General features: G+C 63.6%; 17 protein-coding genes. 12 read left to right on the forward strand and 5 right to left on the reverse strand.

What is annotated here, in order from left to right; translation table 11 throughout:
- Window positions 1-12 precede the first annotated feature (12 nt).
- Entirely contained in the window at window positions 13-417 is a 405-nt protein-coding gene (locus tag LUA85_RS02835) for an META domain-containing protein (RefSeq protein WP_231466826.1), read from the forward strand.
- Here LUA85_RS02835 and LUA85_RS02840 read toward each other — a convergent pair whose 3' ends face one another.
- On the reverse strand, window positions 418-1,176 hold the full coding sequence (locus LUA85_RS02840) for a hypothetical protein (protein WP_231466827.1): 759 nt from the start codon (window positions 1,174-1,176) through the stop codon (window positions 418-420).
- Window positions 1,173-2,669: a DNA recombination protein RmuC gene (gene rmuC, locus LUA85_RS02845; protein WP_231471745.1), complete on the reverse strand. Its 1,497-nt coding sequence runs from the start codon at window positions 2,667-2,669 to the stop codon at window positions 1,173-1,175. The genes LUA85_RS02840 and rmuC overlap by 4 nt, the downstream gene beginning before the upstream one ends.
- Window positions 2,670-2,840: 171 nt before the next feature.
- Between rmuC and LUA85_RS02850 the strand changes: the two genes are divergently transcribed.
- Window positions 2,841-3,251 (forward strand): four-helix bundle copper-binding protein, encoded by a 411-nt coding sequence (locus LUA85_RS02850; protein ID WP_231466828.1) that lies wholly within the window; start codon window positions 2,841-2,843, stop codon window positions 3,249-3,251.
- A gap of 15 nt (window positions 3,252-3,266) precedes the next feature.
- Here LUA85_RS02850 and def read toward each other — a convergent pair whose 3' ends face one another.
- Window positions 3,267-3,833: a peptide deformylase gene (gene def / locus LUA85_RS02855; RefSeq protein WP_231466829.1), complete on the reverse strand. Its 567-nt coding sequence runs from the start codon at window positions 3,831-3,833 to the stop codon at window positions 3,267-3,269.
- A gap of 124 nt (window positions 3,834-3,957) precedes the next feature.
- Complete coding sequence (gene recR, locus LUA85_RS02860; protein ID WP_231466830.1) at window positions 3,958-4,554, reverse strand: recombination mediator RecR; 597 nt, start codon at window positions 4,552-4,554, stop codon at window positions 3,958-3,960.
- A 158-nt stretch (window positions 4,555-4,712) separates the two neighbouring features.
- Here recR and fmt point away from each other — a divergent pair, with 158 nt between their 5' ends.
- Together fmt and truA are read left to right on the forward strand one after the other, a co-directional pair.
- Entirely contained in the window at window positions 4,713-5,603 is an 891-nt protein-coding gene (gene fmt / locus LUA85_RS02865; RefSeq protein WP_231471746.1) for a methionyl-tRNA formyltransferase, read from the forward strand.
- Window positions 5,604-5,714: 111 nt separating this feature from the next.
- Window positions 5,715-6,467, forward strand: a complete 753-nt coding sequence (truA, locus tag LUA85_RS02870; protein WP_231466831.1) for a tRNA pseudouridine(38-40) synthase TruA — start codon at window positions 5,715-5,717, stop codon at window positions 6,465-6,467.
- Window positions 6,468-6,485: 18 nt separating this feature from the next.
- On the opposite strand, the gene cobS is transcribed toward truA, so the two are convergent.
- Window positions 6,486-7,466 (reverse strand): cobaltochelatase subunit CobS, encoded by a 981-nt coding sequence (gene cobS / locus LUA85_RS02875; protein WP_231466832.1) that lies wholly within the window; start codon window positions 7,464-7,466, stop codon window positions 6,486-6,488.
- Window positions 7,467-7,655: 189 nt separating this feature from the next.
- Here cobS and LUA85_RS02880 point away from each other — a divergent pair, with 189 nt between their 5' ends.
- The 8 genes from LUA85_RS02880 (at window position 7,656) to LUA85_RS02915 (ending at window position 13,022) form a co-directional block, all read left to right on the forward strand.
- The gene (locus tag LUA85_RS02880) at window positions 7,656-8,294 is read left to right on the forward strand and encodes a TetR/AcrR family transcriptional regulator (RefSeq protein ID WP_256448209.1); all 639 of its coding nucleotides are present in this window, start codon (window positions 7,656-7,658) and stop codon (window positions 8,292-8,294) included.
- A gap of 5 nt (window positions 8,295-8,299) precedes the next feature.
- The gene (locus LUA85_RS02885; protein WP_231466834.1) at window positions 8,300-8,665 is read left to right on the forward strand and encodes a DUF1428 domain-containing protein; all 366 of its coding nucleotides are present in this window, start codon (window positions 8,300-8,302) and stop codon (window positions 8,663-8,665) included.
- Window positions 8,662-9,450 (forward strand): VOC family protein, encoded by a 789-nt coding sequence (locus tag LUA85_RS02890; protein ID WP_231466835.1) that lies wholly within the window; start codon window positions 8,662-8,664, stop codon window positions 9,448-9,450. Before LUA85_RS02885 ends, LUA85_RS02890 begins: the two co-directional genes overlap by 4 nt.
- 5 nt (window positions 9,451-9,455) lie before the next feature.
- Window positions 9,456-9,950, forward strand: a complete 495-nt coding sequence (locus tag LUA85_RS02895; RefSeq protein WP_231466836.1) for a VOC family protein — start codon at window positions 9,456-9,458, stop codon at window positions 9,948-9,950.
- A complete protein-coding gene (locus LUA85_RS02900; RefSeq protein ID WP_371823638.1) occupies window positions 9,950-10,597 on the forward strand; it encodes a glutathione S-transferase family protein in 648 nt (215 codons plus the stop codon). Before LUA85_RS02895 ends, LUA85_RS02900 begins: the two co-directional genes overlap by 1 nt.
- A gap of 11 nt (window positions 10,598-10,608) precedes the next feature.
- A complete protein-coding gene (locus tag LUA85_RS02905; RefSeq protein WP_231466837.1) occupies window positions 10,609-11,049 on the forward strand; it encodes an SRPBCC family protein in 441 nt (146 codons plus the stop codon).
- Between the two features lie 96 nt (window positions 11,050-11,145).
- Window positions 11,146-12,108: a cyclic nucleotide-binding domain-containing protein gene (locus tag LUA85_RS02910; RefSeq protein WP_231466838.1), complete on the forward strand. Its 963-nt coding sequence runs from the start codon at window positions 11,146-11,148 to the stop codon at window positions 12,106-12,108.
- On the forward strand, window positions 12,108-13,022 hold the full coding sequence (locus LUA85_RS02915; RefSeq protein WP_231466839.1) for a class II glutamine amidotransferase: 915 nt from the start codon (window positions 12,108-12,110) through the stop codon (window positions 13,020-13,022). Before LUA85_RS02910 ends, LUA85_RS02915 begins: the two co-directional genes overlap by 1 nt.
- Window positions 13,023-13,031 lie beyond the last annotated feature (9 nt).

Genomic DNA, 13,031 nt, shown 5'->3' on the forward strand with positions numbered 1-13,031 from the left:
TATGGTAAAATCATGCGTAAAGCCCTCGCCTTTGCCGCCGTCGCTGCCGCTCTCCTGAGCGGCTGCGCTACGGCGCCATCTGGCGGTGCCGGGCTGTCGGGCACACGCTGGACGATCATGCGGATTGATGGTGCCGCCCCGGTCATGCCCGCCAAGGCCACGATGCGCTTCGAGGAAGATCGGCTGGGGGCCAATGTCGGCTGTAACGGCATCGGTGGCGATTACCGAGTCGAAGGCAATCGCCTTATCGCCGGACCGCTGATGGCTACGCGGATGTTTTGCGAAGGCCCGGTCTGGCAGCAGGAGGAGGCGGTCAATGCGCTGCTTTCCGCCGCACCCGAACTCATGCGCAGCGGCAGTACGCTGCGTCTCGTCTCAGGCGGCCACACGCTCGATCTGGAACTCGCCGCAAACTGATCAATCCCCGGCGATGAAAGCTGTGATCTGCCACTTGCCGTTCTTCGGCTCGGCAATCAGCCGATAATCCAGCAGGCTGCGCAGCTTTGCCGTCTCCACCCAGCCCTTGTCGCCATTGTCGAGGCGCGCCGGGGTAAATCGCGCGTCCGGGTTGTAGTCCATCGGATCGATGTTGACGATGAACCATCCGACATTGCCCTTGTCCTTGCCCTTAGGGCTGTCCAGCAAGGCCACGTCATCGCCGGTGACCACCATGGCGCTGTAGCTGTCCACGTCGTCGGGCACATTCCAGAACACCCACGGCATCGCTGCCAGTCCGCCCTCCACCGCGCAGCCCAATGGCAGGATCGCACCGAGTTCCGCCCATAATTGCCGTTCGGGATCGGCAAGCCGTTTCTGCAATTCCTCAATCCCGCTCCCCCCGCCATAGTCGAGCGTGATGTCGGGTGAGGCCAGGGCTGCAAGCGCCGCGCCGTCTCTTGCGCGGATTGCGGAAACCAGCGCCTTGCGGAATGCGGGCCAGCCCGGCGCGGCCGCACAATCGTCGCGGGGCGCATAACGTATGCCCGCAAGCCCGACAGTCTCCCCACTGGCCACCGGCGAAGGGCTGGAAAGCGGTTCGGGCGAGGGCAGGGCGCTCGACTTGCCCACGGACGCAGCGCTGGCAGATATGGCAGGAACAGGCACCGCCTCGCGCTCGCATCCGGCCAGCAGCAGCCAGAGCGCCGCGATCAGCGCTGAACTTGCCCGTCCGCTCATCCGGTACGCACATCTCCTTCGTCGGCGTCGAGTGCTGCCAGAGCCGCCGGTTCTGCATCGGCATAGCGCGGTGCGGATTCGACCAGCGGCACTTCTTCTACCTCACGCTTGCCGATTTCGATATGCTTGTCCTTCAGCCGGCGCCCGGCGGACAGGACATTGCGTTCGAAGCTGCCGACGAACTTGTTGTAATTCGTCACTGCGCTGTCGAGACCGTTGCCCACACGCTTGAGATGTTCGGCGGCCACGGCCAGGCGGTCATAAAGCTCACCCCCCATGCGCCCGATCTCGCGCGCCTCGCGCGCAAGGCCATCCTGCCGCCAGACTTGCGCCACCGTCCGCGCAATCGCCACAAGATTGGTCGGGCTGGCCAGCAGCACCCGGCGCTCGAACGCAAAGTCCCACAAGCCCGGATCGCGTTCCAGCGCGGCGGCGATGAAGTGTTCGCCCGGCACGAACATCAGCACGTAATCAGGCGCTTCCTCGAACTGGCTCTGATAGGACTTGGCCCCCAGCGTCTGGATGTGGTTGCGCATGGACTGGACGTGGGCGTTCAGCGCGATCTTGCGGGTGTCATCGTCCACCGCTTCGAACGCATCCTGATAGGCGTTCAGCGAAACCTTGGCGTCGATCACCAGCAGTTTGTTGCCGGGCACCCGCACGATGGCATCGGGGCGCAAGCGGCCTTCATCGGTATCGACCGAATGTTCGGTGACGAAATCGGTATGTTCGGCAAGCCCGCACTGTTCGAGCACGTTGCGCAACTGCAATTCACCCCAGCGTCCACGCGTCTTGGGGCCATTGCGCAAGGAATTGCCCAGTTGCGCGGCGGCGGCACGGACCGCTTCCTGACCATCGCGCATCGACTGGATCAGTCCGGTCAGGTTGCCGAACGCATCGACGCGTTCTTTCTCCAGTTTGCCGACCTGCTCCTCATAGCTGCGAAGCCGCTGGTCGACCGGCGAAAGCAGCGCCTTGAGCCGCTCTCCGCTCGATTTCTCGCTTTCCTCGAAGCGGGCCTGCGCGCGCGCGAGGAAGGTTTCCTGCGCCTTTTCCAGCACCTTGTTGCCCGCGTTCTCGAACTCCTTGCGCAACACGTCCTGTGCCTCGATCAACATGCGCTTCTGTTCGGCAAAGTTTTCGGCGTCCGCTTTCAACCGTTCAAGCGCGGTGCTCAGCGCTTCGCGATCCGCGCGCACTTGCGCCAGTTCGGCGCGGATCACCGCCGCATCGGCGGCCTGCTGGCACGCGGTGGCGAGCGCGGGGGTCAGTTCATCGCGATGGCGGCGCACTTCGGCCAGTTCGGCGGCGAGCGCATCCATGGCCTTCACCCGCTCGCCCATCGCGGCAAGATCGACGGTCATCGCCTTGACCGTACCCTCATGCACCTTGGCATCGGCATCGCGCGCATCATGGCGCGCGCGCCATTCCGCAATGGGACGCGAGCCGAGGAACCAGCCGATGGCCAGGCCTGCGACAAGGACCACGAACATCACGATTAACTGGGCGGATTCCACTCAAACCTCCGGCAGAACGAAAGCGGAACCTAGTCTGGGTCGGCGGTCGAAGCAAGCTGATGGATGGACTGTTCCACAGGTGGGGTGAATGTCGGAACAGAGCGGCTCGTGCTTCGCTCTGTCACCACAGGCAAAGGAGAATTACCCATGTCGATCAAGAAGATGATTTCCGAACACCCGCAGGTGGGTGACAATTACAACGAATCGCTCGGCCTCTCGGTCAAACACGCGATGTACTGTTCTGCGATCTGCAATTCATGCGCCGATGCGTGTCTGGCCGAGCCGATGGACATGAACCAGTGTGTGCGCACCTGCCTCGATTGTTCGGAAGTGTGTGCCACGACCGCGCGTATCGCCATGCGCCGGACCGGATCGAACCGTGAACTGATCCGCGCGCAATTGGCGGTGTGCATCAAGGCTTGCGAAATCTGCGAGGCAGAGTGTGCCAATCATGACAATCCGCACTGCCGACGTTGCGCGCAGATGTGCCGCGAATGCGCCGATGACTGCCGTAGCGCGCTTGCCGATCTGGAAAGGGAAGTGCACGAGGCCGCGTAATGCGGCCTCACGCCATCAAGCCACCTTACGCAGCTTTTCCAGCTTCTTGATCGCCATGTTGCGCTTGAGGCGCGAGAGGTGATCGATGAACAGGATGCCTTCGAGGTGGTCCATTTCGTGCTGCAGGCAGGTCGCCATCAGGCCGTCCATGTCCTGTTCGTGGGCATTGCCCTCCAGATCTTGCCAGCGCGCGCGGATGCGCGAGGGGCGTTCGACTTCGGCGTAGATCTCCGGCACCGAAAGGCAGCCCTCCTGATAGAGCGTGTGCTCTTCCGAAGGATCGAGGATTTCGGGATTGATGAACACCTGCGGCTCGCGCTTGGTCGGCGTATGATGATGGTGGTTGCCATCATGATCGCAGGCGACAGGTTCCGCGTCCGGGTCTTCGGGTTGAAGATCGATCACCAGCACACGCAGCGGCACGCCCACCTGGATGGCGGCAAGCCCGATGCCGGGCGCATCGTACATCGTCTCGAACATGTCGGCTACCAGCGTGCGCAGTTCGTCATCGAACTTTTCGACGGGGACGGAGACCTGCTTCAAACGCGGATCGGGAACTTCAAGGATTTCGAGAATGGCCATAAGCGCCAGATAAGCAAGATGAAGCCGACTCGCAAGGTGCAGAAAACCCACCCCGCTGCGGCTAACGCTTCTTGCAGAAGCGCAAGTCTCGCTCCCCTCCCGCAAGCGGGAGGGGGTGGACATGTCACCCCACCGGCCGCCGCGCCCGCAACGCTTGGGCCAATGTGCCTTCGTCCAGATAATCGAGTTCACCGCCCACCGGCAGGCCATGCGCCAGTTGCGTCACGCGCACCGTCATGCCCTCAAGTCGCTCCGCGATGTAATGCGCGGTGGTCTGCCCTTCCAGCGTGGCGTTCATGGCCAGCACCACTTCGTCCACGCCGCCTTGGCTTACGCGGTCGAGCAACTTGCCGATGGTCAGGTCTTCGGGCCGCACGCCTTCCAGCGCGGACAAGCGCCCGCCAAGCACGTGATACTTGCCGGTGAACAGCCGCGCGCGGTCGAGCGCCCAAAGGTCCGCCACTTCCTCGACCACGCAGATCGAGCGCATGTCGCGGCGCGGGTCAGCGCAGATGCCGCAAGGGTTGGTGGTATCGACATTGCCGCAAGTGTCGCATTCTACCAGCAGTTCCTGCACCTGGCGCAGCGCATTGAGCAGTTGCTCCAGCGCGGTCTCGCGGCGCTTGATCAGCCACAGCACTGCGCGCCGGGCCGAACGCGGTCCCAGCCCTGGAAGGCGGGCCAACGCGCCCGATAATGCCTCGATCTCTTGCGATGCCATTCGGGGGGGGATAGGGACTGCGGCGTTTGCAGGAAAGTGTCTTTTCGTCATTGCGAGCCTAGCGAAGCAATCCAGTGGGCTGCGCGTGTGGCTCTGGATTGCTTCGCTACGCTCACAATGACGATAACGGGGAACATCGGTTGGCGCGCATCATCTTCATGGGAACCCCCGATTTCGCGGTGCCGACGCTGAACGCGCTTGTGGCCGCAGGGCATCAGGTGGTTGCCGTCTACAGCCAGCCGCCGCGTCCGGCGGGCCGGGGCAAGAAGCTGCAACCCTCAGCCGTGCAACTGGCGGCAGAGGCCCATGGCATCGAAGTGCGCACTCCGGTTTCGCTCAAAGCCGCGGACGAGCAGACGGCGCTTGCCGCGTTGGAAGCCGATCTGGCGGTAGTCGCCGCATACGGCCTGATCCTGCCGCAGGCGGTGCTGGATGCGCCTCGCCTCGGTTGCCTCAACGTCCACGGCTCGCTCCTGCCGCGCTGGCGCGGTGCCGCGCCGGTGCAGCGCGCGATCCTTGCGGGCGACGACCTGACCGGCGTCACCATCATGCAGATGGAGCGCGGCCTCGATACCGGGCCGATGCTGGCGAAAGTGGAAACGCCGGTGGCAGGAAAGACCGCAGGCGAACTCACCATTGAACTGGCGGAGAAGGGCGCAAGCCTGATGGTGCAGGTGCTGGCCGATCTCACGGCCTACCCTCCGGTCGTCCAGCCAGAGGAGGGCGTGACTTACGCCCAAAAGATAGACAAGGCCGAAAGTCGGCTCGATTTCAAGCGTCCGGCGGTGGAGGTGGAACGGCAAATCCGCGCGTTCGCTCCTGCTCCGGGCGCATTCTTCGAACTCGACGGCGAGCGCTACCGTGTGTTGGCGGCGGAGTGTGTGGAAGGTGCGGGCGTTGCAGGGACCACGCTGGACGATGCGCTGACCATTGCCTGTGCGTCCGGCGCGATCCGCCCCACGCTGATTCAGCGCGCCGGACGGCCTGCGATGGATGTCGCCTCGCTGTTGCGCGGGCGGACGGTTGCTTCGGGGACGTGCCTTGGCTGAAGTGCGCCACCACCCCCAATCCCCTCCTCTGAAGAGGAGGGGGCTTTTAGGTAGCGCAACCTGCTCCCCCTCCTCTTCAGAGGAGGGGGTTGGGGGGTGGTGGAGCGCAACGTGACCCGCTTCGCTCTCACCCTCGAATGGAACGGCGCGTCCTACCAAGGCTTCCAGCGCCAATCGCACGGGCCATCGGTGCAGCAGGCGGTCGAGGAAGCCGCGTTCGGGGTGACCGGCGAAGAGGTGCGCGTCCATGCTGCCGGGCGGACCGATGCGGGTGTCCACGCGCTGGGCATGCGCGCGCATTTCGATCTTGCGCGCGCCTTCGATCCGTTCCGCATGGCAGGCGCGCTCAATGCCCATCTCGGCATGGCCAAGCACTCCATCGCCGTGCTCGATTGCGTGGAAGTGCCCGAAGATTGGCACTCGCGCTTTTCCTGCATCGGACGTGCTTACGAATACCGCATCGTCAACCGTCGTGCGCAATTGACGCTGGATCATGGCAAGGCCTGGCGCATCGCGCGCCCGCTTGACGCAGAGGCGATGCACGATGCTGCGCAGGCGCTGATCGGGCTGCACGATTTCACCACGTTCCGTTCGGCCCATTGCCAGTCGGCCAGCCCGGTCAAGACGCTTGATCGGCTGGAGGTCCGCCGCGAGGGTGACCGCGTGATCGTCGAAGCCGCCGCGCGCAGCTTCCTTCATCATCAGGTCCGCTCGATGGTCGGCTGCCTTGTCATGGTCGGGCAGGGGCAATGGACCCGCGCCGATCTTGTCACCGCGCTTGAGGCAAAGGACCGTCGCAGGCTGGGGCTGAACGCCCCGCCTGACGGCCTCTACTTTGTTCAGGCGATCTACCCGGATATATAAGGCAGACCGTCCGGCGGATCACCCCCGATGCGCAACGCTTTCGGGCAGATCCTTGCCGAACACGCGCTGGTAGTATTCCGCCACCAGCACCCGCTCGGTCTCGTCGCACTTGTTGAGGAACGAGAGGCGGAAGGCAAAGCCCACGTCGTTGAAGATCTTGCTGTTCTGCGCCCATGAAATCACCGTACGCGGACTCATCACGGTGGAAATATCGCCGCCCATGAAGCCCTGCCGCGTCAGGTTGGCCACGCGCACCATGTCTGCCACAACCTTGCGATCAAGATCAGGCATCTTCTTGGAAACGATTTCCACTTCGGTCGCATCGGGCAGATAATTCAGCGCCACGACAAGGTTCCAGCGGTCCATCTGGCCCTGGTTGATCGCCTGCGTACCGTGATACAGCCCCGACGTATCGCCAAGGCCGACCGTGTTGGCGGTGGCGAAGAGGCGGAAATAAGGGTTCGGGCGGATCACCCGGTTCTGGTCGAGCAGCGTCAGCTTGCCTTCGGTTTCCAGCACACGCTGGATCACGAACATCACGTCCGGGCGGCCTGCGTCATATTCGTCGAATACCAGCGCGGTCGGCGTTTGCAGCGCCCACGGCAGCAGGCCTTCGCGGAATTCGGTAACCTGCAAGCCATCGCGCAGAACGATCGCGTCGCGCCCGACAAGGTCGATGCGGCTGATATGCGCGTCAAGATTGATGCGGATGCACGGCCAGTTGAGCTTTGCCGCAACCTGTTCGATGTGCGTGGATTTGCCGGTGCCGTGATAGCCCTGCACCATCACGCGGCGGTTGTAGGCAAAGCCTGCAAGGATCGCCAGCGTGGTGTCCGGGTCGAACACATAAGTCGCGTCCGTATCGGGCACACGTTCGTCCGCGCGGGAAAACGCGGGGACTTTCATGTCGATATCGATGCCGAAAGTTTCGCGGACATCGATCTGCGTGTCGGGCGCGGCGAGCAGGGTCGACGCGTGATTGTTCGGAATATCGCTCATCGCTGCCCCGCCTATACGCGCGGGCGCGGCCCTGCAATACGGTTTGCAGCGCGTATGCAGGATAGACCGACAAAATAGGACCGGCTGCCCTGAAGGGCACGGCGTGCGACCTTGCACTCTCGCCGCGGCTTCCGAACGGTTCGCCGAATTCATCCTTGCGGCATACCAACTGGTCGGTATGGTGAAGGTGTGATCCCGAATCGCCCTTTTCGTCCCCCCGCCGTCACCGCGCGTGACAAATTGCTGGAGGCAGCGGTGAAGCTTATCCGTACCAATGGTTACGCTGCCACGTCAGTCGATCAGCTGTGCGCCGCCGCCGGGGTGACGAAGGGCGCGTTTTTCCACCACTTTGCCTCAAAAGAAGCGCTGGGCGTTGCTGCGGCGGAATACTGGTCATCCAGCACCAGCGCCTTTTTCGGCGATGCGCCGTTCCACGATCTTCCCGATCCGGTGGACCGTGTGCTGGGCTATATAGACCTCCGCATCGCGCTGGTGGGTGGCCCTGCGGAAAGTTTCAGCTGCGTTGCCGGAACGCTGGTGCAGGAGGCGTTTCGATCCAGCGCGGCCATCCGCATCGCGGCAGAGGCCAGTATCATGGGCAATGCCCGCGCGCTCGAAGCCGATCTTGACGCGGCCATTGCGCAAACGGGCGTCACCGGCACGACCGGGGCAAGCCTTGCCCGCCACGTCCAGGCCGTCATCCAGGGTGCCTTCATCCTGGCCAAGACCCAGCCGGATGAAGGCGCCGCCGATCTCGCGCGGGAGCAGATCGCGCATCTGCGGCGCTATTTCGCCATGTTGTTCGGGAGAGTACCCGCAAAGGAGTAAGGCCCATGTCCTATATCGACGGATTTGTTCTGGCAGTGCCCGCCGCCAATCGTGACCGCTACGAAGCGGTCGCCCGGAAATTCGATGCCATGATGGTCGAGCACGGCGCGCTGCGCGTGGTCGAGGCCTGGGGTGATGATGTAAGCCATGGCAAGCGGACCGATTTCTACCGCGCCACCGAAGCCACCGACGATGAAGTGGTCGTGTTCAGCTGGGCCGAATGGCCGGACAAGGCGACGCGCGATACCGCTCATGCCGCCTTTCAGAAGATCATGGCCGAAAGCACCGAGCCGATGGACATGCCCTTCGATGGCGCGCGCATGATCATGGGCGGCTTTGCCACGTTCCTTTCGCTGGGCGCTGCGTTGTGAGCGCCCCCGTCCCGTTCTGCTGGTACGAACTGATGACGACCGATGCCGAAAGCGCCGAAGCGTTCTACGGCGCGGTCATCGGCTGGTCGCTCTCGCCCTCCGATCCGTCCTCGCCGATGGATTATCGCATGATCCTGCGCACAGATGGTGCACCCACCGGGGGCTTGCTGCCCTTGACTGCAGAAATGCAGTCCGGCGGCGCGCGGCCCGCATGGGTGCCCTATCTCGCCACCGCTGATTTCGACGCCACGCTCGCGGCGACGGAGGCGGACGGGGCGCGCGCCCTGATGCCGCGCATGGCTATCGCAGAAGGCACCTTCGCGATGATGCTCGATCCGCAGGGCGCACCGTTCTATCTGATGAAGCCGAAACCCCCGGCCGATACCCCGGACGCGCAAAGCCATGCTTTCGATGCCGAAGGCGTCCAGCATGCCCGCTGGAACGAATTGTCCACCAGCGATCCGGCCGCGGCCAAGGCGTTCTACGCCCGCCACTTCGGGTTCGAATTCAACAATGCCATGCCTATGGGCGATGCGGGCAATTACGATTTCGTCGATTTCGATGGGCAGGTGCTCGGCGCGATCATGCCGATCATGGACCCGTCGCGCCCGCCTGCATGGCTCATCTATTTCGGTGTGCCATCTGCAAGTGCCGCAAAAACAGCCATCGAACAGGCGGGCGGCATGGTCTTGATGGGGCCGCATGAGGTTCCGGGCGGCAACTGGATCGTTGTCGCCACTGATCCTCAGGGCGCCGTGTTCGGCGTCGTCGGTCCCAAGGAGTAGCCACCATGGTCAGTGCCATCCCGCCTGTCACGCTGTGCCTGTGGTACAACGGCGATGCCGAAGAAGCGGCCACCTTCTATGCCGCCACCTTTCCCGACAGCAGCGTCCGCTCCGTCAATCGCGCCCCGGCGGATTTTCCCGGCGGCAAGGCCGGAACCGTGCTGACGGTGGAATTTACCGTGCTCGGCGTACCCTGCATTGGCCTCAACGGCGGCCCGATATTTCCGCACAGTGAAGCGTTCTCGTTTCAGGTCGCCACCGATACGCAGGAAGAAACCGATGCGTACTGGAACGCCGTCGTCGGCAACGGCGGGCAGGAAAGCGCCTGCGGCTGGTGCAAGGATAAATGGGGCCTGTCATGGCAGATCACCCCGCGCGTCCTGTCCGAAGGGATGGCTGATCCCGATCCCGCCGTGCGCCAGCGCGTGTTCGAAACGATGATGACCATGCGCAAGATCGATCATGCTGCGATCGAGACGGCAAGGTCGGGGCAGGGCTGATGCTGGAACTCTATGGCCACCCGTTCTCGTCCTATACCTGGAAAGTGCTGATTGCGCTTTACGCCAACGCAACGCCGTTCACCTTCCGCTCGGTCGATCCCGATTGTCCCGAAAATTATGCGCGGGTGCAGAAGGCAAGCGCGCAAGGTAAATTTCCGCTGCTGGTCGATGGGGATCTCGAATTGTTCGAAACGAGCGTCATCATCGAACATCTGGCGCTGCATCATCCCGGCCCCGCACCATTGCTGCCCGCCGATCCAGATGAAGCCATTCGTGTGCGGATGCTTGATCGGGTGTTCGACAATTACGTGATGAACACGATGCAGGAATGCGTCGATGAGGCCATCCGCCATGGTACGGTGTCCGCTGAAGTGCGCGCCCGTGTGGGTGAACGTCTGGTCAAAAGCTATCGCTGGATCGATACCTGGCTGGCAGATTATCCGATGCCCGCCACTATCAGCCTGATTGAATGCGCCGCTGCCCCTTCGCTGTTCTATGCCGATTGGGTGCATCCGATGCCGGCCGATTGCATACGTCTGCGCGCCTGGCGAGCGCACCTGCTGGCGCTGCCGCCGGTGGCCCGCTGCGTCGACGATGCCCGGCCCTATCGCAGCTATTTCCCGCTCGGCGCACCCGATCGCGATTGAGGAGCAGTCCCATGAATGAACTCTCGATCTCCCGCCATATCGCCGCATCGCCCGAAAAGGTGTGGGATGTCCTGACCAACCGGCAGGAGGAATGGTGGTGCCCGAAACCCTGGTACATCACGATCATCGAACAGGACCGCCGCCCCGGTGGCCGCAGCGCGATGATGATGCACGGCCCGGACGGCGAAGAAGTGCCGCAGGACGGCATCTACCTCGCGTGGGATGAAGGGCGCAGGTTCATCTCCACCGATGCCGTCACCGCAGATTTCATGCCGTCGGGTCCGTTCATGATCGGCATCTGGGAAATCACGCCCGAAGGCACCGGCACCCGCTATACCGCGAGCGCCCGCCACTGGACCGAAGAGGCCATGAAGCAGCATGCGGAAATGGGCTTTGAGCAGGGCTGGGGCGCCTGCGCCGATCAGTTGCAGGCGCTCTGCGAAGCTGATTGACGAAAGCGCAAGCCGGGCGCACTCTTGTCCATATCGAGCGCGCCCGTAGAAGGCGCGCCACCAACCGGGTCGCGGGCTTTGTCAAAAGGGTCGGCGATGGGAGAGGTTATGCACGGCTCGCCGCAACTGGCGGGCTTCGATGCGCAGGAATGGCGCGCACTGCTCGATCATGCGGTGCCATTTGCCGTGGGCGCGCAGGAAACCCTGTTCCGTCAGGGCGATGCGCCGGGGGCGCTGTTTCTGGTTGAACGCGGTAGGCTGCAAATCGCTACGCGCCTGCCGGGGGATGAAGCCGCTGTCGTCTCGATCATTCGCCCCGGTGAACTGGTTGGCGAATTTGCCCTGCTTGATGACGGCCCGCGCTCCGCCCATGTCACCGCGCTTGAGGACACCGCAGGGCTTGCCATCGGGCGCAGCCGCTTCCTCGCGCTGTTTGCCGATGGAATGCCATGGGCCGTGCGCCTGGGCGCTGCCTTACGGCGTCTCTTGGCTTCGCGCACCCGCGCCACGCTTGGACGGATCGTGGCCGAAGGCCAGTTCGATCCGGGGGCGCTGCGGCAGTATCATTCATGTCCGGCGCCAACGCCTGCCAGGGCGGATGCGCGAGCGCTGGCGGCGGGGCTTGCGCGGCTGGCGCACACTGGGGACATTGCCGGGCACGGTGCGGTTATGCGTGCGCAGGCCGGGGCCACACTTGTCCAGCCCGGCGAAGCGCAGGACGGCCTGCACCTCATCCTCCGCGGCGCTGCGCGGGCCGGGGTCTTGCGCGGCGCGATGCAGGAACAGGTATTCGTGTTCGGCCCCGGCTGTTTCGTCGGCCTGACCGGATACAGTGACGGTCGCGGCCAGCCGCTGCTGGTGACGGCGGCCGAAGAATCGCTGCTGGTGCATCTGCCCAGCACCTGTCTTGCCGCGCTGGATCGCGATCCGCCGCCATGGCTCCCTGCGCTGCATGCCGCGATGGGGCGGCAAATGGTGCAGGACCAGCGTCGCGCCAATCGCCACCTCGGCCGTTCACTCGCGCTTGATCGCTTCAATCACGCGGGGGAGACCGCCTGATGTGCCGCATCGTCAGCTATCTCGGCAGCCCGGTCCTGCTCGGCAACCTCCTCTATGCGCCCGATTCCTCGCTGCTGACCCAGACCATCGGTGCGCAGATGCTACACATGCTGAATCTGGCGGGCTTCGGCATGGCGGCGTGGGACACGGCCAGTCACGAACCGCACCAGCCGTTCCGCTATCGCACCACGCAAGTCGCGCTGTTCGACCGTAACCTCAAGGCGCTGGCCGACAAGCTGCGTCCTTCCGCCCTGCTCGCCCACATTCGCGGTGTGCCTTATAACTCCTCGGTTCAGGTCAACGAACAGAACTGTCACCCCTTCCGGTTCGAAGGGGTGCCGCTATCCATGGCGCACAATGGCGATCTGGCGGGGTTCCGCGACATGCGCTTCGATCTCGTTCCGCATATCCGCCCCGAATTCGCCCGGCAGATCGAGGGATCGACCGACAGCGAATGGATCTACGCGCTGGTCGTCTCCGCGCTTGCCGATCCGCACGAAATCAACGAGCCTGACGCCATCCTTTCCGCGATCCGCCGCGCGCTGGCCGTGCTGCGCGAAGTACGGGCGCGGCACGGCATCACCCGGTCGAGTTCGGCAAACCTGATGTTCTGTGATGGCGTCAATCTGGTTGCCGTGCGCTTTACCTTCGATTTCGGCCGCTTCGATGCCGCACAGTTGCAAGGCACCAGCGAATACCTTTCGATGTGGTACACCTTCGGCCGCGATTACGGGTTGCACGATGGCGAATGGAAACTGACCGGCGGTGCGGCAGGCGCAGACAGCGTGATTGTCGCTTCCGAACCGCTCACCCGCGATTTTGCCACATGGATCGAAGTGCCTGAATATTCGGCGCTTCTCGTGCGCAGGGACGGGTTGCGACGCAGAGCGGAGATACACGCGCTGGAAGTCTGACCGGCGGGT

This window comes from Novosphingobium sp. CECT 9465 (assembly GCF_920987055.1).
In the GTDB taxonomy this organism is placed as follows: Bacteria; Pseudomonadota; Alphaproteobacteria; order Sphingomonadales; family Sphingomonadaceae; genus Novosphingobium.

What these genes read in the sequence shown, in the direction of transcription:
- LUA85_RS02835 (WP_231466826.1), top strand. Translation starts at nt 13, where the DNA reads ATGCGTAAAGCCCTCGCCTTTGCCGCCGTCGCTGCCGCTCTCCTGAGC.
- LUA85_RS02840 (WP_231466827.1), bottom strand. Translation starts at nt 1,176, where the DNA reads ATGAGCGGACGGGCAAGTTCAGCGCTGATCGCGGCGCTCTGGCTGCTG.
- rmuC (WP_231471745.1), bottom strand. Translation starts at nt 2,669, where the DNA reads ATGTTCGTGGTCCTTGTCGCAGGCCTGGCCATCGGCTGGTTCCTCGGC.
- LUA85_RS02850 (WP_231466828.1), top strand. Translation starts at nt 2,841, where the DNA reads ATGTCGATCAAGAAGATGATTTCCGAACACCCGCAGGTGGGTGACAAT.
- def (WP_231466829.1), bottom strand. Translation starts at nt 3,833, where the DNA reads ATGGCCATTCTCGAAATCCTTGAAGTTCCCGATCCGCGTTTGAAGCAG.
- recR (WP_231466830.1), bottom strand. Translation starts at nt 4,554, where the DNA reads ATGGCATCGCAAGAGATCGAGGCATTATCGGGCGCGTTGGCCCGCCTT.
- fmt (WP_231471746.1), top strand. Translation starts at nt 4,713, where the DNA reads ATGGGAACCCCCGATTTCGCGGTGCCGACGCTGAACGCGCTTGTGGCC.
- cobS (WP_231466832.1), bottom strand. Translation starts at nt 7,466, where the DNA reads ATGAGCGATATTCCGAACAATCACGCGTCGACCCTGCTCGCCGCGCCC.
- LUA85_RS02885 (WP_231466834.1), top strand. Translation starts at nt 8,300, where the DNA reads ATGTCCTATATCGACGGATTTGTTCTGGCAGTGCCCGCCGCCAATCGT.
- LUA85_RS02895 (WP_231466836.1), top strand. Translation starts at nt 9,456, where the DNA reads ATGGTCAGTGCCATCCCGCCTGTCACGCTGTGCCTGTGGTACAACGGC.
- LUA85_RS02900 (WP_371823638.1), top strand. Translation starts at nt 9,950, where the DNA reads ATGCTGGAACTCTATGGCCACCCGTTCTCGTCCTATACCTGGAAAGTG.
- LUA85_RS02905 (WP_231466837.1), top strand. Translation starts at nt 10,609, where the DNA reads ATGAATGAACTCTCGATCTCCCGCCATATCGCCGCATCGCCCGAAAAG.
- LUA85_RS02910 (WP_231466838.1), top strand. Translation starts at nt 11,146, where the DNA reads ATGGGAGAGGTTATGCACGGCTCGCCGCAACTGGCGGGCTTCGATGCG.
- LUA85_RS02915 (WP_231466839.1), top strand. Translation starts at nt 12,108, where the DNA reads ATGTGCCGCATCGTCAGCTATCTCGGCAGCCCGGTCCTGCTCGGCAAC.